Genomic DNA, 17,652 nt, shown 5'->3' with positions numbered 1-17,652 from the left:
ATCTGTGCAAATTTGTTCGTTTCATTTCGAGGTCTGTTGTCCGGCTGCGAAAGTCGCTAAACGACAAGGAAATCAGATGGAGACGACTATGCAGGACGAAGTGCTGGCAACAGTGGAGGCATCCGCGCCCAGACGTTGGATTGGGGTAGGGATGCTGACAACGGTTGGGGTGTTGGTTCTGTACGTCGCGCTTGCCTCGCCCCCAGCACCGGGGTGGCAATTGTTCCTGATTGCTGTCGGAGGGGCTGCGTTCTGGTTGGCCTACCGCATGTGGTTTGCGACCGCAGACCGGATCGAATTGACGCAATCGGAAATCAGAACAGGTTCCGGCCACAAGATTGCAGATGTGCAGGATATCGAGAGCGTAGATCGCGGGGTTTTCGCGTTCAAGCCGTCCAATGGATTTCTGATCCGTACCAAGACATCAACGAGTGCCCGATGGGAACCCGGCCTTTGGTGGCGACTAGGGCATCGGGTCGGCGTTGGCGGGATGACCGCCGCCGCCGAAACCAAATTCATGTCAGAGGTTTTGTCCGCGATACTCGCCGAAAGGGGATGACCCTTAGCAGTTGTTCTCAGCGTTGATGTTGTCGAACACGCGCGGGTGCGTGAAAACAAAGTTATTCATGTAGTAGGGCGGGCGCGTGACAAGCAGCTTGAAAGGCGGGCGATAGAGGTTGCTTGTCTCGACCACGATCATCTTGCCATTGTCCGGCATAGTGGGCAGACGGTCTTCGAGCTGATGAATGTTGCCGTTGTCCCACTTGGTGGTAAAGTCAGCACCCCGGGCGCAGGACCACAAGACATAGTGGCGCTTGTCAGGTTTGTCGTAGCGCAGGAATGAGATGCGCATGTTCATGTCAGACCGCTCTTCGACCATATTCTGCATCAAAGAATACAGCGTTTCGACATAAGTGGACGTAATGGTGCCGCGTTCACGAGAGATGATATCTGCTACCGCGTAGGCTGCCTTCAGATTTCTCGCGCTTTGGTGATAGCTGTTGAAGAATGTGTAGGATGCGGTCAGAGACCAGAACAGGACCGGCACCATCAACACTGCTTCGATCGTAATCAGTCCATCCTCGCTACGTTTGAAACGCTTGAGGTGGATCCGTAGTTTTCTGACGATTGAATTATTAAGCAGGCTCATGGACGAACACCGTTGTGGAATGTAGTTCGAATTGACCGCTGGCATTCTCCCTGACGCCCTGGCCTAGGATTGTGCTGATCCAAACGGGAGCAACCTCCATACATGCACGAATGATCATCAACTCGTTGGATGCACCCGCTTCAAAGACCCGATCCTCAGGTTTACGGACTTCCTCGGGCGTGTCCGCGCAAAGTGGAGTTTGATTCAAATTCTGCGCTGCCAAAGAAGAGAAGGGGTCGAGCGATTTCATTTCCAGAGACAGGTTTGCGCCGCAATCGGGAAGAAGTCGAGCGCGGTCACAGATCATATCTTTTAGCAGGTCATGCTTCCACTCGGTCTCGCCCGCAGGCAATCGGTTCAGCCGTACTTCGCGGATGGTTTCGTCCAGCGCTCGTTCGAGATTTGCGTGATGGAACGACATCAAACCCAGATCAACGCCGGAGTAGGTTACCCAGATAAAGAAGGGAAACCAGAACAACAGTTCAATCGTGGCACTGCCGTCTTCGCGGCGCCGAAACCGGCGCAGCCATATGGTCGCGCGGCGGATCATTGGGTCAACCGCAGGTTCTGAATTGTCGAACCGATCGAGGCAAAGACGTCAACGATATCCTCATTGGATGCCTCGTAATATGCACCGTCGTCGCTGATGCAGTATTTCAGCAGATTTTTAGCCGCTGTTGGGGCGTCAAAGGCGATTGAGAAAGTGATGACCTTCTCTTCCTTTGCTTTGTCACACAGCGATCTGACACGCGGATCTTTGTCCGGCTGATCGAGTTCGTCCGATGCAGCATAGTACCAGTCATAGGCATAGCTTGAACCGTAAGCATCGTAGAGCATCTGATAGATACGATACTTGGTCGTACGTTTCCAAAGGTCTGGCCACGACAGCTCTACGACATCGGTGCCTTCTGACTTTTCTCTGGATCGGCTTCGGTTCATCGAATAGCAGGTACCGTTGCTGTAAGATGTGCATTGGTATTGCATATACTTCCTATTGCCTTCCCCATAGGCGTGATCCTGACGCTCGTCTCTCGCCCAATACCAACCCCTGCTGGAGTTGTATTCCGTCATCTCAACATCAGGCCAAATATAGTTGCTTTGATCGCGGTCGTAGAAGGAATAGATATCGTCAGATGCATTCCACCAGACGTCAGATGTACCCTGATGATAAGGCGGGAGGACCAAATGCTGCTTGGTATTTGCACCGTCAGTCATCAGCACAACAACTTTCAGCGTATCCGCACTTTTGTTTGGTGCAGGGCGCGCTTTGAACTCTGTCGGTATATGACCGTCTTTGGACATTTCATTGGTCAGGTAACGGAAGCTCTCGTCCAACAGCGTCAGACCCCATTTCAGACCTACATCGATAGATGTCCAGCCATCCGCCTGCAGCAAGGCAATCTCATCCTTTAGCTTTTGAGCGTCCTTTTGCATGATCGTGATTTCACGATGGCTCGTGGCTGTGTTTGGCAAGCATGTGTAGCTTGTTACCACGCCGTTAGAGGGCCGATAGTCTGCATTTCCTGAATCGGTAAAGTGAAGTGTTTTGGGAATTGGCGTACCAACGCGGACGACTTGGCCGCTGTTTGGATCTTTGGCGTCAAAATTGTCAAAAGTTGTTGTTGTGAAGTCACCGCTGTTAAAGTCGATACAGTTGGCGATTTCGTTTTCACCTTCAGTTTTAAGCAGATCCATCAGGTAACTGGGTATCGCAACCTGTTCGGAATAGGGCACGATCGAGATCGACAATTTGCCGTCCTCGGACTTGTTGATCATCTCGTCGATAAAATTGTTGGCTGCTTTCTTGAGGTTGGTCAGCTTGGTGCCGCGCATCGAGCCCGAGACGTCCAGAACCAGCGAAATTTCCACGTTGCCGATCGACTCTTCAGCCACGCTGGACGCGACGCTGGCGATTGTTTCAACACCGCGCCACTTCATGAAGTGCATTTCGATGTCCATCTTCGCGCTCGCTTCGACGCGGCGATAGCCTTCAAGCACCACCGCTTGCGATCCGCAGGTCTCCGGTTCGACTATGGGTTCTCCCACCAGATACTGATCCAGACCTTCCTTTTTGAGGTAGTCTTTTACAACGTCTTTCGGGCACAAATCCTGATCAAGGTCGGCAGCGGCAAGAACCGCCCGGTCCAGGGCATACTGCAGTTTGGCGCGCTCGCGATCATATCGCATGACATCCACGGCAAATCCTGCTGCAACAAAAACGATCATTATGAGGAACAGTGTAAGTATGGTCATCGCGCCGCTTTCCGACGCCATGAATGCTTCCAGCCATTTTGGGCGAGCGCTCTTCAGGCTGGGCTTATTGAATCTAGACTTCCAATCAAAATTTCTCATAACGAGTCCCCTTGGCGGCCACGCACACGGATACGGCACGCTGAAACCAGACCTTCGCAACTTTAATAATTTAGATGTGGAACGTGGCGAGATTTGGGCGGATTCGACACTATGTTGCTATTATTGAATGGAAATTGGCTTTAGTTCGCGCGCTCTCCGCGGGTTTGTTTCGTTGGTAGGGACAATGCGCTTCTATTTGTTAACCACAGCGACTCGCCGGTAAGCGGCGAAACGGGTTGTTTATTTTTTGATGAAAAAAAGTGCAGTTGGCGATTGCAGTGATCCGTTAGGGGTGCGACAAAACGTCAATATGTAAGTCATTTACCTGCACGGAGGATTTTATGACGCCCATCAATGAACCCAGCTTTCGTGAAAGTGTTGATCTGATGTTTAACAGGGCTGCGTCCCTGATGGACCTGCCGCCGGGGCTGGAGGAAAAGATCCGGGTGTGCAACGCCACCTATACCGTGCGATTTGGCGTTCGCCTGCGCGGGCAAATCCACACTTTCACTGGTTATCGATCGGTTCATTCCGAACATATGGAGCCGGTAAAGGGTGGTATTCGTTATGCCACGGCGGTGAATCAGGATGAGGTTGAAGCCCTTGCAGCGCTGATGACGTATAAATGCGCGTTGGTCGAAGCGCCGTTTGGTGGATCAAAGGGTGGATTGTGTATTGATCCGCGTCAGTATGAAGAACATGAACTGGAGCAGATCACCCGTCGTTTCGCCTATGAGCTGGCAAAACGTGACCTGATCAATCCGTCTCAGAACGTGCCTGCTCCTGATATGGGAACGGGTGAGCGTGAAATGGCATGGATCGCTGACCAATACGCTCGGATGAACACCACGGACATCAACTCGCGTGCCTGCGTTACCGGTAAGCCGTTGAATGCTGGCGGTATCGCGGGGCGCGTGGAAGCAACCGGTCGCGGTATTCAATACGCCTTGCGCGAGTTTTTCCGTCACCCCGAGGACGTCAAGAAAGCGGGAATGTCCGGGAAACTTGATGGCAAGCGGGTAATCGTGCAGGGGTTGGGCAATGTGGGCTACCACGCCGCCAAGTTCCTGAGCGAAGAAGACGGCTCTCGCATCGTGGGTATCATCGAATGGGATGGGGCACTCTATAATCCCGACGGGATTGATGTGGAGGCTGTACGCCAGTGGATCGTCAAACATGGCGGTGTAAAAGACTATCCGGATGCGACCCACACCGCCGAAGGTGGCGCAGTTCTGGAGCAGGAATGTGACATCCTGATCCCGGCGGCACTGGAAGGTGTGATCAACTTGTCCAATGCAGAGAACATCAAGGCACCGTTGATCATCGAGGCTGCAAATGGACCAGTGACGGCGGGTGCAGATGAGATTCTTCGCAAGAAAGGCACTGTTATTATCCCCGATATGTACGCCAACGCGGGTGGTGTGACGGTCTCTTACTTTGAATGGGTCAAGAACCTTAGCCATATCCGGTTCGGTCGCATGCAGCGTCGCCAGGAAGAGGCGCGGCATGAGCTGATCGTCAGCGAACTGGAACGGCTTGATCGCTACCTCGGCGATGCATGGTCTATGTCTCCGGACTTTAAGGCTAAGTATCTGAAAGGTGCGGATGAGCTTGAACTGGTGCGGTCAGGCCTCGATGACACCATGCGGATCGCCTATCAGTCGATGAGCGAGGTTTGGCATGACCGGGCCGACGTCGATGATTTGCGGACTGCTGCCTATATCGTGGCGATTGACCGCGTGTCGAAAAGCTACCGCGCAAAAGGTCTGTAACTGAAAACGAGCGACAATCGGCTTGGAATTGGTAAGCCGATTGTCGTTTTTCTTGAACTATGCGCAACATCAGGCAGAGAATACTGTCTGATGTGGTTAACTATCAGATATATATACCTTTCATTCGATGCTGACTTGCAAAGCGTAAGTCGTGATGCCCATTTTTTTGGTCGCCGATAGACAAGTTCATGTCGAAAACAGAGGCGGAACCGTTTCACCGCATTGCTACTGCTTTCGGGAGTTGGTTTGATGCCGACGAACTCGCAGGGAGATCTGAATGCGTTTTTCCGGCTTACGCGTCCTCAAAGAGGGTTTGACTGGTAACAAAGGGTGGACGCCGCATTGGCGCGATCCTGAGCCGAAAGCTGAGTATGACATCGTCATCATCGGCGGCGGCGGCCATGGTCTGAGCACCGCGTATTATCTGGCCAAGGAACATGGCCTGACAAATGTTGCGGTACTCGAAAAAGGCTACATTGGTGGCGGCAACGTTGGTCGAAACACGACGATCGTGCGCGCCAACTACTTCCTTCAGGGAAATTCCGAGTTCTATTCACATTCGTTGAAGCTGTGGGAAGGGCTGGAAGAAGATCTGAACTACAACGTCATGCATTCGCAGCGCGGCATCATCAACCTGTTCCATTCCGACGGCCAGCGGGACGCAGCTGCACGTCGTGGAAACATGATGATCAGTCAGGGCGACGACGCAGTATTACTGGGGCGGGACGAGCTGAAATCTATGCTGCCGTACCTCAATTACGACAATTTGCGCTTTCCGATTTACGGCGGCCTCTATCACGCGCGTGGTGGGACCGCTCGTCACGATGCTGTGGCATGGGGATACGCGCGCGGGGCGGATCAACGCGGTGTTGATCTGATTCAGAACTGCGAGGTTACCGGAATTGACATCGAAAACGGTGTGGTACGTGGTGTGCAGACCTCTCGCGGTCCGATCCGGGCTAAGAAAGTCGCTATGGTCGCGGCCGGGCGTTCGGGGCAGGTGGCCGCGATGGCGGGAATGAGACTGCCGGTCGAAAGCCATGTTTTGCAGGCCTTTGTCACCGAAGGGCTGAAGCCCTGCATCGATCACGTCGTCACCTTCGGCATGGGGCATTTCTATATCAGCCAGTCGGACAAGGGTGGCCTTGTCTTCGGTGGTGATCTTGATTTCTACGCGTCCTACGCCGCACGCGGCAATCTGCCGACGGTCGAAAGCGTTATGGAGGCCGGTGTCACGCTTATGCCGATGATCTCAAAGGCCAAGGTTCTGCGATCCTGGGGTGGGATCATGGACATGTCGCCTGATGGTTCTCCGATTATCGATACAACGCATATCGAGGGGCTCTACCTGAATTGCGGCTGGAACTACGGTGGTTTCAAGGCCGTTCCGGGGTCGGGCAACGTGTTCGCGCATCTGATTGCCACCGGGCAGTACCATGAGAATGCAACCGGCTTTCGACTGGATCGATTCCGGACCGGGCGTGGGATCATAGATGAAGAGGGCAAAGGCTCTCAGCATAACCTGCACTGAGGTTGGGTAGATGCAGTTTCATAACAAAGTACAGCAAGGGGCGCGGTCATGAGGATCACCTGTCCGCATTGCGGAGAACGGGACCGGCGTGAGTTTTACTATCGCGGCGCAGCGGTCGATCTTGAGCGCCCGGCGCCTGACGCGGGTGAAGAGGCATGGGATAACTTCGTTTATCTACGTGATAATCCAGCCGGTGTGACGCGCGACCTCTGGTACCACGAAGGCGGCTGCGGGGCATGGGTCGTCGTGACCCGGGACACCGTTACGCATGAGGTTCTGAAGACTGAGCTGGCATCGGAGGCGAAATCATGAGGATCAATGGTAAGGGTCTGATTGATCGTTCGAAGCCCGTTCCTTTCGTCTTTGACGGTATCAGCTATTCCGGGTTTGAAGGCGACACACTTGCCTCAGCTCTGCTTGCAAATGAGCAGCGACTGATGGGGCGATCTTTCAAATATCATCGCCCACGTGGGGTTTTGACGGCGGGCAGCGAAGAACCAAATGCGCTTATGACGGTTGGAAGTGGTCCGACACAGGAGCCTAATGTGCGCGCCACGATGCAGGAGGTCTATCCTGGTCTTGAGGCACGTAGTCAGAACCGCTGGCCCAGCCTGAACTTTGATCTTTTGTCGCTCAACGATCTGGCGGCCCCGTTCTTGGGGGCAGGGTTCTACTACAAGACCTTCATGTGGCCCAAGAGCTTTTGGGAAAAGGTCTATGAACCCGCGATCCGGCGCGCTGCGGGGCTGGGTGCATTGTCTGGGCAGGACAATACGGACAAGTATGAAAGCTCTTATGCCTTCTGCGACTTGCTTGTTATCGGTGCCGGACCCGCAGGGCTGATTGCAGCACTTACCGCCGCGCGCGCTGGCGCTGACGTCATTCTAGCCGATGAAAGCAATCGGATGGGCGGGCGTCTGCTGGCTGAAACCTATGAAATCGATGGGAAGCCTGGATATGTCTGGGCCGACGAGGTTTTGGCTGAACTGAAGTCGATGGAAAACGTTCGGCTGATGACACGGACGACGGTTGCAGGCGCTTATGATCAGGGCACTTTCGCGGCTCTTGAACGTGTGCTGCATCATACCGAGCGTCGACCGAATGGTGCACCGCTTGAGACCTATTGGCGTATCGTAGCAAAACGTTCAGTGCTGGCGGCTGGCGCGTTGGAGCGCCCGGTTGCCTTTCGCGACAACGACCGCCCCGGGATCATGACCGCTGGCGCGGTGCGGGCCTATCTGAACCGTTGGGGAGTCAGCGCGGGTCGGAATGTCACGATCTTTGGCAATACGGATGACATTCACCGTACAGCGCGTGATTTGCTGGATGCTGGTGTTCATGTCGCGGCCGTGATCGACAGCCGTCATGACGCTCCGCTGTCGAAGGACTATCAGGTTCTGCGCGGTGCTCAGGTTTGTGGTAGTTCGGGCCGAAAAGGGCTTGAATCCATTACGGTACGGCGCCCAAGCGGCGAGGAACGTATTCACACAGACTGTCTTGCCATGACCGGAGGCTGGAACCCGTCGGTGCACCTGACCTGCCACATGAATGGACGACCCACGTGGCGGCGCGATATCGAAGCGTTTGTGCCGACACCTGGATCAGTCCCTGGAATGTCGATTGCAGGGGCCTGCAACGGTTCATTCTCGACTTCGGCCTGTTTGCGCGAGGGAATTTCTGCGGCGGGTGAAGCGCTGGAAGGGCTTGGTCTGACAGCACCGGATATGGCATTGCCTGCAGCAGAAGATGCGTCTTACGAGATCACGCAGCTTTGGGCGGTTCCGGGCAAAGGGCGTGCGTGGCTGGATTTCCAGAACGATGTGACTGTCAAAGACGTCAAACAGGCGGCAACCGAGAACTTCCGCTCGGTAGAGCATATGAAGCGCTACACCACACAAGGTATGGCGACGGATCAGGGTAAGAACTCGAATGTTGCAGCGCTGGCTATTTTGGCGGATGCGACGGGGAGGGGCATTCCGGAAACCGGAACCACCACATTCCGCCCGCCATATTCACCGATTGCTATCGGGGCCTATGGCGCTGGTGCAGAAGGCGAGGGTTTCAAGCCTCAGCGTTTTACAACTTCACACAAAGCTTCCGTCGCGCGAAATGCTCCGATGATCGAGGCAGGATTGTGGTATCGGCCGAGCTACTTCCCCAGAACGGGCGAAACCACTTGGCGGGAATCCTGTGATCGTGAGGTCAAACAGGTGCGTGATGCGGTCGGTGTCTGCGATGTCTCGACGCTGGGCAAGATCGATATTCAGGGCCCGGATGCGGGAAAGTTTCTGGATTTCGTCTATACCAACATGTTCTCGACGCTGAAGGTTGGGCGTGTGCGCTATGGCCTGATGCTGCGCGAAGACGGCTATGTGATGGATGACGGCACAACTGCGCGATTGGGTGAAAATCACTACCTGATGACAACGACAACCGCTGCGGCGGGTGAGGTGATGAAACATCTCGAGTTTGTGCATCAGGGTTTGTGCCCAGATATGGATGTGTCCTTCACGTCAGTAACAGAGCAGTGGGCACAATTCGCTGTTGCCGGACCGAAATCACGCGAATTGCTGAATGACATTTTAGATCAAGTACTTGACGATGAAAGCTGGCCTTTCATGGCTTGTGGGAAAGTTGAATTGCTGGGTGTCAAAGGACGTTTGTTCCGCATCTCATTCTCGGGTGAACATGCCTATGAAATAGCGGTTCCTGCCCGCTACGGAGCCAGCCTGTTCGATATTCTGATTGAACGGGCCGAGGCGCTGGGTGGTGGTTTGTACGGTATGGAAGCCCTGAACGTTTTGCGGATCGAAAAAGGTTTTATCACGCACGCGGAAATCCATGGTCGCACTACCGCTTATGATATCGGCATGGGCCGGATGGTTTCGCAGAAGAAAGACTGTATCGGTAAAACCATGTCAGAGCGACCGGGTCTGGAAGAGGTGGGGCGCGAACGACTGGTCGGCCTCAAGCCAATCGGAGAAAGCAGGCAACTGCTGGCCGGGGCACATCTTTACAAAGAAGAAGCCGAACCCGTGCGGACCAGCGATCAGGGATACATAACATCTGTTTGTTACTCTCCGACGCTGGAAACCATGATCGGGCTGGCGTTTCTGGCGGATGGGCCAGACCGCGAAGGCGAGGTTGTGAAAATGGTGGATCACCTGCGTGGCGTAACCACGCTTTGCGAGGTGGTAAATCCAGTGTTCTTTGACCCCGAGGGAGGGCGCGTTCGTGGATAAGCTGATTGCCAAGACAGCCTGTGCCGGTCTTTTGCCTCTGACCGTTGGATCGGTTTCTGTCAGCGAAGAGGATGTAGGTGCCATCTCTTCAGTTTCGCCATTGAAGGGACAGAAAAAGGCCCTGACCGATGCGATGAAGGCTGCGCACGGGATGGCATATCCCGCCGCCAATCGTGCGACCGGAAAGTCTGGCGCGCGCGCGGTCTGGTTCGGGCATTCTCACGCAATGCTTATGGGGCCAGAGCCGGATGCATCGCTTGAGAAACATGCCGCTGTGGTGGATCAGTCTGATGCCTGGGCGGTTGTCCGGCTGGAAGGTGATCGGGCTGAGCAGGTATTGGCGCGATTGGTGCCGGTTGATCTCAGGTCCGGGCATTTCAAACGCGGTCATACGGTGCGCAGCCTGTTGTTTCACATGGCGGCGTCGATCACGCGTGTCGGTGAAAATGCATTTCAGATCATGGTGTTTCGCTCGATGGCTGAGACATTGGTTCACGATTTGAAAAGGGCGATGGAAGGCGTGGCCACGCGAGGGTAAGCTACGGCAAAGAAACGATTCCGGGAGAACCCCATGTTGCGTATTGCCGTTGCCGCTGCATTGCTGGCTACACCTCTGGCTGCTGCCGAGACCAAGGAACAAAGCTGTCAGTATCAGGCAGATGTTGTTGCTGCTGTCCAAAAGGCACGACTCGACAAGGTCAAGGAGCGCGATGTGGCCGAGGCGGTCGCCGCAACTGGTCCTACATGGCCCGAGAACTACAACGCGGCAATTCCGTTGATTACGCCTTGGGTCTATGAGCAAAAGATGCGCGATGTGCGCAAAAAGGACCTTGGTGCTGCCTGGCTGGAGCTGTGTTTACAGCAATAATCCACAGGTTTGCGAATTCGCTGTGGACAAACGCTCGTCAATCCCTTGGCGAGCGTTTCTGTTTCTGTCAGGTTTGATACATGTCACTGCCCCCTGGATTTCTGGATGAACTACGTACCCGACTGAGCCTGTCTCAAGTCGTGGGGCGCAAAGTCACGTGGGATGCCCGCAAGTCCAATCAGGGCAAGGGGGATATGTGGGCACCTTGTCCTTTTCACCATGAAAAGACGGCGTCATTCCACGTGGATGACCAAAAGGGGTTCTACTATTGCTTTGGTTGTCACGCCAAAGGCGACGCGATCAGCTTTGTGAAAGAGACGGAAAACGTTTCGTTCATCGAAGCGGTTGAAATCCTCGCCCGAGAGGCTGGTATGCCTATGCCGGCGCGCGATCCAAAAGCGCAAGAAAAGCAGGATCGCCGTAGTCAGCTTGCCGATGTGATGGAGCAGGCGGCGCAGTTCTTCCGCCTGCAGCTCAAAACAGCGGCAGGGGCAGATGCGCGGGATTATCTCTCGCGCCGGGGTTTGGATGAAAAGGCGCTGGATCGCTGGGAGATCGGATTTGCGCCTGACGGTTGGCAGGGGCTTTGGGATCACATGCGTGGCAAGAGCATCGAAGAAGATCTGATCCTTGGTGCCGGACTGGCTAAGCCTTCGAATAAAGGCAAAAAGCCCTACGATACGTTCCGCAACCGGATCATGTACCCGATCCGGGATCCGCGCGGGCGGTGTATTGCGTTTGGCGGGCGAGCGATGGACCCCAACGACAATGCCAAGTACCTGAACTCACCCGAGACTGAATTGTTCGATAAAGGCCGCAGCCTTTATAATCACGGGCCTGCGCGACAGTCTGCCGGCAAGGGTCAGCCATTGATTGTTGCCGAAGGCTATATGGATGTGATTGCGCTGGCCGAGGCCGGGTTTGGTGCGTCTGTCGCGCCGCTGGGAACTGCGATTACCGAACATCAGCTTCAACTGCTTTGGCGCATCTCAGACGAACCGATCATCGCGTTGGACGGTGACACGGCGGGTTTGCGCGCAGCGATGCGGGCAGTGGATCTGGCGTTGCCGTTGCTGGAAGCGGGAAAATCACTGCGCTTTGCGCTGATGCCAGAGGGTAAAGACCCTGACGATCTGCTGCGGGCAGAGGGGGCAGGGGCCGTTCAAACGGTTCTGGAAGGTGCGATTCCTATGGTCAAGCTGCTGTGGCAACGAGAGACTGAGGGAAAGGTCTTTGACAGTCCTGAACGCAAGGCCGCTCTCGACAAGTCCCTGAGGGAAAAGATCAAACTGATCCGCGATCCATCTATCCGCAATCACTACGGACAAGAGATAAAAGACCTTCGCTGGCAGCTGTTCCGGCCACAGCGCCAATCGCAAAACCGAAACTGGCAGCCGCGCGGAAATTGGAAGTCCCAACCTCAACCTGCGTCGCCAGGGGCAAGGACCTCATTCTTGGCCTCATCCGAGAATGCGGACATTCAACTGCGTGAAGCAGCCATTCTGGCCATCGCAATCCTGAACCCAAAGGTAGTTGTTCAGTTTGAACATCAGCTGGAAGAAATGGAATGCCATGACCCTGATCATGCTGCGTTGCGCGAGGCCATATTGCGGCATGCGATTGACGATCCGGACAACCTGCAAGACCACATTATTGCAGCAATGGGCCCGCATGCCCTTGAAAACTTGTTGAGCCTTCGCCATGTGGCAGTAATCCCCTGTGTGTTCAAACCAGGCGACGTTGAAAAGGCCGAGATGACGCTGGCCGAGGAACTCGCAAAGATCAAAGCGCTCCGGGGGTTGGATGCCGAGATTGCCGAAGCTGCGGAAGAACTGTCCGATCTGGCTGATGAGGCGCTGACGTACCGGTTGGCTCAGGCCGCCGAAGAACGTAACCGCACAAGCCGTAGCCAGAACGAAGACAGGGCGGTTTTCGATGTCGCTGACAATGGCGCGCGAATCAACCGAGACGAGAAAGACGCGTTTGCGGCGATCATGTCGGGTATCAATTTTGAACGGAAACGCCGGTAAAGTGGTGTTTTCGTAAGGCACTGGAAAAGAAAAACGGGTAAACGGGTAGCCGAATCACTTCTTCGCGCTAATGATTCGGTTCAAACGAATCACCCATCCCTGCAGGAGCACTGAATGGCCGCCAAGGACACGACTGAGGATCGCAAATCCGAAGAGCAGGAACAGGAAATCTCGCTGGACATGAGCCAGGCCCAGGTCAAAAAGATGATCGCCGAGGCTCGCGAGAAAGGTTACATCACCTACGACCAGCTCAATCAGGTTCTGCCGCCTGATCAGGTCAGCTCGGAACAGATCGAAGACGTAATGTCGATGCTGTCCGAGATGGGCATCAACATCATCGAAGATGAAGAGGCCGAGGAGGAAGAGAATAAAGGCTCGACCGAACTCGTCACAACCGAAAGCAACCGTGAGGTTGCACTTGCTGGTGCCGCCACCGAAAAGTTGGATCGCACCGATGACCCAGTGCGCATGTACTTGCGCGAAATGGGCTCGGTCGAACTGTTGAGCCGCGAAGGCGAGATTGCCATCGCCAAGCGGATCGAGGCCGGTCGGAACACCATGATCGCCGGTCTGTGCGAAAGCCCGCTTACCTTCCAGGCGATCACCATCTGGCACGACGAATTGCTGTCCGAAGATATTCTTCTGCGTGATGTCATCGATCTGGAGGCCACATTTGGCAACCAGATGGACGAAGACGGCGATGTTGAAGAACCTGTCGTGGATACCTCGGCAGTGCAGGCGGCAAAGCCAGCCAAGGATACGGGTCCTGAGTTGGATGCCGATGGCAACCCGCTGAACAACGATGATGACGACGATGACGACGAACAGGCCAATATGTCTTTGGCCGCGATGGAAGCCGCACTGAAAGATCAGGTTCTGACCACTTTGGAGCGGATCTCGACCGACTTCTCGATGTTGTCTGAAATGCAGGACAGCCGGATTTCGGCCACACTGAATGAAGACAATTCGTTCAGCGAGAAAGACGAAGCGACCTACCAGAAGCTGCGCGCCGAGATCGTAGAACTGGTGAACGGCCTGCATCTGCACAACAACCGTATCGAAGCGCTGATTGACCAGCTTTATGGCATCAATCGCCGGATCATGTCGTTGGACAGCTCGATGGTGAAGCTGGCCGACCAAGCCCGCATCAACCGTCGTGAATTCATCGACGCCTATCGCGGGCGCGAACTGGACCCGAACTGGCTGGCCGACATGGCCGAGAAGCCGGGCCGGGGCTGGCAGATGTTCATCGAACGCTCGACCGCCAAAGTTGAAGAGCTGCGCAACGACATGGCTCAGGTCGGTCAGTATGTCGGTCTGGATATCCCCGAATTCCGCCGCATCGTGCAGCAGGTTCAGAAGGGTGAGAAAGAAGCGCGTCAGGCCAAGAAAGAAATGGTCGAGGCCAACCTGCGCCTGGTGATTTCGATCGCCAAAAAATACACGAACCGTGGCCTGCAATTCCTTGATCTTATTCAGGAAGGTAACATCGGCCTGATGAAGGCGGTGGACAAGTTCGAATACCGCCGCGGGTACAAGTTCTCGACCTATGCGACCTGGTGGATTCGTCAGGCAATCACGCGCTCAATCGCGGATCAGGCTCGTACGATCCGTATTCCGGTTCACATGATCGAAACGATCAACAAGTTGGTCCGGACCGGCCGTCAGATGCTGCATGAAATCGGCCGCGAACCGACACCGGAAGAACTAGCCGAAAAGCTGCAGATGCCGCTGGAGAAGGTTCGCAAGGTGATGAAAATCGCCAAGGAGCCAATCTCGCTCGAAACGCCAATTGGCGACGAAGAAGACAGCCAGCTGGGCGATTTCATCGAGGACAAGAATGCCGTGCTGCCACTGGACAGCGCTATTCAGGAAAACCTCAAGGAAACGACCACACGGGTTCTGGCCTCGCTCACGCCGCGTGAAGAACGGGTTCTGCGGATGCGCTTTGGCATCGGCATGAACACCGACCATACGCTGGAAGAAGTTGGTCAACAGTTCAGCGTGACCCGCGAACGTATCCGTCAGATTGAGGCGAAGGCTCTCCGCAAGCTGAAGCACCCCAGTCGGTCGCGCAAATTACGATCTTTCCTGGATCAGTAAAAACAAAGGCGCCTCATCTGAGGCGTCTTTTTTTTTGTTGGCCAAACACCAACATGTGGCCATCTGTGACATAACTTTGGCGAGATTTCACAAGGCATTGAGTTGTCCCGGTTTTATGTCTCTCCTGTCCACTCATGGGGCTGGCCGGGGCGAGGCATTCTAGCTGATGACCCCCGGTTACCGTTTCGACACGTTGATGGGGTGGCTCACCCGTTTTTTGAATGTGCTCGGTGCTTGTCCAGTCCACCGTTTAAAGGCATTCGAAAACGCTGCCTGATCAGCGTACCCAAGCGAGTATGAGATCTCGGACAGGGTCATTCCGTTTTTGATAAATGTTTGAGCCAGATCGCATCGTAGGTCTTCCACGACCTCGCGATAGCCGGTCCCCTCGGATTGCAGGCGGCGTGTCAGTGTTCTCGGGCTCATTCCCAGGCGGGTTGCTGCTTCTTCGGCGGGAATGACATGACCCGGCATTGAACGTGTAATCAGTCCCTCGACCTGTGCACGTACCATGTTCTTGGTCGATTGGCTTTCGGCAAGCAGGCGTTCCCCGTAGTCCAACAAATGCGCGCGCAGGCTGGGGTCATATGTGGGAATACCAATGTCGAGGGCAGAGAGCGGTAAAACAATTTCCATTTTCTCCGCACCAAACACCACCGGGAAGCCGTCGATTTTTTGGTAAATCGCTTCGTGATGTCCGATCTCGTGCTGAAAGCGAATCTCAATCGGGTAGATTTTAGATTGTGTGAGCGTGCGCATGCGCGCCAGCGCAGCAAACATCAGAAATTCAGTTCTCCGATGATATCGGGCAAAGCTTGGGTCTTTCCAGTCAGCCTCCAGTGAAGCGAAGTTCCCTGAGACACGCAGGCTAAAAACAATGGCCGGATCAATGAACTTGTGAAACCGGCCTGCATTCTCCATGGCCTGGCGAAGATCGCGTGAGTATTTGCTGATATAGGCTGTCAGGCTGGAGGAGGAGGAAACCAACAAACCAGACCTGGCGCCAAATGTAATGTCATCCAATGCATCGCATGCGTATCGGACAAACAGTGCTTCGCCATGGGCGCTGTAGACAGTTGCGGGTGGGGCAATGTCTTCCTGCTTCAGGCCACTGTTTTTCATGACCTGACTAACGAGTGGCTGATCCTGCGCCTGATCATTCAGCGCCTTGATCAGCATGTGGATTCTGGAAACATCGACATCCATCGTGAAGTCTGAACCCTGTTTAACCAGATATCATATTAGCAAGTTTGAGAAATTTGGACACATGGCTTTGTTAGAGGTAGTTTTTTCTACTTCTGAACCGCAGAGCGTCAGCCCCGGTAATCATGTGTCTGCGCCATTTTGACCGATACTCACAAATCATTGTCAGTTTAGAGAAAGAGAATCCACGGGCAGGTTCCTAAATGACAGGATGTGTCGGGTCGGTGCCTTTTGGGGATTAGGCTGAGCTCTGGACATCACCGGTCCGAAGCTCCCCGACACGTCTACACTCTGAAAGAAACAATGCCTTGGCAGCCCTACATGTCGCATTGCCGGGTGCAGACCGGCGTGGCAGTTTTGACTGAGTGTGTAGTGCAGCAGAGATCAGGATTGCCGGAAAGTTCATCTGACATAACGGGTTATGAAGACGACCTCATCGTATTCGATGGCGAATGCGTTTTGTGTTCGCGCTTTTTCCACTTCATGCTGAAACATGACCGGAACCAACGGTTTAGCTTTGCTACGGCGCAATCCCCAGTTGGGCAGAAACTCTATTCAAAGCTGGGTTTGCCAACGGATGATTTCGAAACCAATCTCGTGATCGTGAGGGGCGTTGTTTATCAAAAGCTGGATGCATTTGCCGTTGCCATGAGGGTTCTGCCGGGCCCTTGGCCGGTGCTTTCCATTTGTCGCTTCTTGCCGTCAATTCTCAAAGATCCATTGTACAACTTAATTGCCCGAAATCGTTATGAGTTCTTCGGTCGATACGACACCTGTATGGTGCCCGATCAGGCGATCAGGTCCCGATTTTTGCCGCAAGGGTTCTGAAGAATGCCTGATCCGTTTCTAGTGTCTCTTGCAACAGGAGAACCTGTCCCACCTGCCGTCAGACAATTGCACAGTGGGGCGGGCGCTTATGTTGGGCGTTGCCGGATTGAACGTGGTGAGAGGGGGATGATCTCACTATTGCTCAGACTTGGCGGTTTCCCGGCAGCATCAGAGGACGCGCCAGTCTCACTCGAGGTAGTAAGCCAGGAAAAGAACTGGATCTGGGAACGGAAGTTCGGCACGCATTTAACCCGATCTCGGCTGACCTATGACCCACGTCTTGACTGTGTAAATGAGCGGATCGGGGCTTTGTCTATCTGGTTGAAGCCCGTCATGCGTGGTGAGAAACTAAGTATAGAAATTCTTCGTCTTCACGTTCTTGGGGTGCCGTGTCCGCGATTTCTTCTGCCGCGATCCAATACTGTTGAATGGCAAGATGATGAGGGACGATTTCGGTTTGATGTTTCAGCCGATGTGCCCGGATTGGGAATGCTGATACGATATCAGGGATGGTTGTCTCCGGTTCACGCGGAACTGGCCGACGTTTGAAATGATTGTGAACTTCACTGTCCT

15 protein-coding genes are annotated in these 17,652 nt (G+C 54.4%); 11 read left to right on the top strand and 4 right to left on the bottom strand.

Translation table 11 applies throughout. The features are described 5' to 3' along the window. Window positions 1-76: 76 nt before the first annotated feature. On the top strand, window positions 77-559 hold the full coding sequence (locus ACR0IO_RS01530; RefSeq protein WP_480738892.1) for a hypothetical protein: 483 nt from the start codon (window positions 77-79) through the stop codon (window positions 557-559). 3 nt (window positions 560-562) lie between these two features. Here the strand turns inward: ACR0IO_RS01530 and ACR0IO_RS01525 are convergent, their stop codons facing one another. The 3 genes from ACR0IO_RS01525 to ACR0IO_RS01515 are packed head-to-tail and all read right to left on the bottom strand — an operon-like array spanning window position 563 to window position 3,424. Next, window positions 563-1,150, bottom strand: a complete 588-nt coding sequence (locus ACR0IO_RS01525) for a TadE/TadG family type IV pilus assembly protein (RefSeq protein WP_480738889.1) — start codon at window positions 1,148-1,150, stop codon at window positions 563-565. Then, window positions 1,137-1,700, bottom strand: a complete 564-nt coding sequence (locus ACR0IO_RS01520; RefSeq protein ID WP_155135486.1) for a TadE/TadG family type IV pilus assembly protein — start codon at window positions 1,698-1,700, stop codon at window positions 1,137-1,139. Before ACR0IO_RS01520 ends, ACR0IO_RS01525 begins: the two co-directional genes overlap by 14 nt. Continuing rightward, window positions 1,697-3,424 carry a pilus assembly protein TadG-related protein gene (locus ACR0IO_RS01515; protein WP_480738885.1) on the bottom strand — a complete coding sequence of 576 codons (1,728 nt, stop codon included), beginning with the start codon at window positions 3,422-3,424 and terminating at the stop codon, window positions 1,697-1,699. The genes ACR0IO_RS01520 and ACR0IO_RS01515 overlap by 4 nt, the downstream gene beginning before the upstream one ends. Window positions 3,425-3,843: 419 nt before the next feature. Between ACR0IO_RS01515 and ACR0IO_RS01510 the strand changes: the two genes are divergently transcribed. From ACR0IO_RS01510 to rpoD, 8 genes are all read left to right on the top strand, one after another. Next, window positions 3,844-5,274 (top strand): Glu/Leu/Phe/Val family dehydrogenase, encoded by a 1,431-nt coding sequence (locus tag ACR0IO_RS01510; RefSeq protein WP_170332783.1) that lies wholly within the window; start codon window positions 3,844-3,846, stop codon window positions 5,272-5,274. Window positions 5,275-5,551: 277 nt separating this feature from the next. After that, window positions 5,552-6,805, top strand: coding sequence for a sarcosine oxidase subunit beta family protein (locus ACR0IO_RS01505; RefSeq protein ID WP_480738882.1), 1,254 nt, complete (start codon window positions 5,552-5,554; stop codon window positions 6,803-6,805). Between the two features lie 48 nt (window positions 6,806-6,853). Continuing rightward, window positions 6,854-7,117 (top strand): sarcosine oxidase subunit delta, encoded by a 264-nt coding sequence (locus ACR0IO_RS01500; RefSeq protein WP_480738880.1) that lies wholly within the window; start codon window positions 6,854-6,856, stop codon window positions 7,115-7,117. Next, complete coding sequence (locus ACR0IO_RS01495) at window positions 7,114-10,047, top strand: sarcosine oxidase subunit alpha family protein (RefSeq protein WP_480738877.1); 2,934 nt, start codon at window positions 7,114-7,116, stop codon at window positions 10,045-10,047. The genes ACR0IO_RS01500 and ACR0IO_RS01495 overlap by 4 nt, the downstream gene beginning before the upstream one ends. Then, complete coding sequence (locus ACR0IO_RS01490; protein WP_480738875.1) at window positions 10,040-10,585, top strand: sarcosine oxidase subunit gamma; 546 nt, start codon at window positions 10,040-10,042, stop codon at window positions 10,583-10,585. Before ACR0IO_RS01495 ends, ACR0IO_RS01490 begins: the two co-directional genes overlap by 8 nt. 33 nt (window positions 10,586-10,618) lie before the next feature. Beyond that, the gene (locus ACR0IO_RS01485) at window positions 10,619-10,915 is read left to right on the top strand and encodes a hypothetical protein (protein ID WP_155136102.1); all 297 of its coding nucleotides are present in this window, start codon (window positions 10,619-10,621) and stop codon (window positions 10,913-10,915) included. A gap of 80 nt (window positions 10,916-10,995) precedes the next feature. Further along, on the top strand, window positions 10,996-12,945 hold the full coding sequence (gene dnaG / locus ACR0IO_RS01480) for a DNA primase (protein ID WP_480738871.1): 1,950 nt from the start codon (window positions 10,996-10,998) through the stop codon (window positions 12,943-12,945). Window positions 12,946-13,059: 114 nt separating this feature from the next. Continuing rightward, window positions 13,060-15,048, top strand: a complete 1,989-nt coding sequence (gene rpoD / locus ACR0IO_RS01475) for an RNA polymerase sigma factor RpoD (protein ID WP_170332793.1) — start codon at window positions 13,060-13,062, stop codon at window positions 15,046-15,048. 177 nt (window positions 15,049-15,225) lie between these two features. Here the strand turns inward: rpoD and ACR0IO_RS01470 are convergent, their stop codons facing one another. Continuing rightward, window positions 15,226-16,254 carry a helix-turn-helix domain-containing protein gene (locus ACR0IO_RS01470; protein WP_480738866.1) on the bottom strand — a complete coding sequence of 343 codons (1,029 nt, stop codon included), beginning with the start codon at window positions 16,252-16,254 and terminating at the stop codon, window positions 15,226-15,228. Between the two features lie 369 nt (window positions 16,255-16,623). Here ACR0IO_RS01470 and ACR0IO_RS01465 point away from each other — a divergent pair, with 369 nt between their 5' ends. Further along, complete coding sequence (locus tag ACR0IO_RS01465) at window positions 16,624-17,079, top strand: thiol-disulfide oxidoreductase DCC family protein (RefSeq protein WP_480738864.1); 456 nt, start codon at window positions 16,624-16,626, stop codon at window positions 17,077-17,079. Window positions 17,080-17,082: 3 nt separating this feature from the next. Continuing rightward, a complete protein-coding gene (locus ACR0IO_RS01460) occupies window positions 17,083-17,628 on the top strand; it encodes a DUF4166 domain-containing protein (protein ID WP_480738861.1) in 546 nt (181 codons plus the stop codon). The last annotated feature ends 24 nt before the right edge of the window (window positions 17,629-17,652 follow it).

Source organism: Ruegeria sp. CE12 (assembly GCF_056537525.1).
Note: the sequence above shows the minus strand (reverse complement) of the source record. Positions and strands in the feature narration are given on the sequence as shown.